Below are 1,123 nucleotides of genomic sequence, written 5' to 3'. Positions count from 1 at the left end.
GGCCACGACAGCATGCTGATGAACCTGTCCGGGGCGCACGGTCCGTTCTTCACCCGCAATATCGTCATCCTGAAAGACAGCGCGGGCAATACAGGCGTAGGCGAGGTGCCCGGCGGCGAAGCGATCCGCCAGACACTGGAGGATGCGCGCGAACTCCTCGCCGGCCAGTCGATCGGCAACCACCAGGCGCTGCTCAATCGCGTGCGCACCGCCTTTGCCAGCCGCGACGCGGGTGGGCGTGGCCTGCAGACCTTCGACCTGCGCATCGCCATCCATGCGGTCACCGCGCTCGAGGCGGCGCTGCTCGACCTGCTGGGCAAGCATCTGGGCGTGCCGGTGGCCGCGCTGTTGGGTGAAGGCCAGCAGCGCGATGCCGTGGAGATGCTGGGCTACCTGTTCTATATCGGGGACCGTAACCGCACCACGCTCGGCTACCGCAGCGAGCCCGAGGCGGACAACGACTGGTTCCGGCTGCGCAACGAAGCCGCGATGAATGCCGAGGGCGTGGTACGCCTGGCGCAAGCTGCCTATGAGCGCTATGGCTTCAACGATTTCAAGCTCAAGGGCGGCGTGCTGCGCGGCGACGAAGAGATGGAAGCCATCCTCGCGCTCGCCGAGCGCTTTCCCAAGGCGCGCATCACGCTGGATCCCAACGGCGCATGGTCGCTGGCCGAAGCCGTGCGCCTGTGCCGCGACAAGCATGGCGTGCTGGCCTATGCCGAAGATCCTTGCGGCGCGCAAGAGGGCTACTCGGGCCGCGAGATCATGGCCGAGTTCCGTACTGCCACCGGCCTGCCCACCGCCACCAACATGGTCGCGACCGACTGGCGCCAGATGGGCCACGCGGTGCGCCTGCAATCGGTGGACATCCCGCTGGCCGATCCGCATTTCTGGACCATGCAGGGCTCGGTGCGGGTGGCGCAGATGTGCGCCGAGTGGGGCCTGACATGGGGCTCGCACTCGAACAATCACTTCGATATTTCACTGGCGATGTTCACCCACGTGGCCGCCGCCGCGCCGGGCCGCGTCACCGCCATCGACACCCACTGGATCTGGCAGGACGGCGAGCGCCTGACCAAGGCGCCACTGAAGATCGAGAACGGCAAGGTGGCCGTGCCGACGG

1 protein-coding gene is annotated in these 1,123 nt (G+C 67.2%); it reads left to right on the top strand.

Annotation, left to right across the window (positions count from 1 at the left end; translation table 11 throughout):
• Positions 1-1,123, top strand: a 1,123-nt coding sequence (locus tag AC1RWI_RS37965; protein ID WP_492870880.1) for an enolase C-terminal domain-like protein, incomplete at both ends; no start/stop codon positions are given.

Source organism: Cupriavidus sp. MPR-AND1C (assembly GCF_058809705.1).
This window is presented reverse-complemented; position numbering and strand designations above follow the sequence as displayed.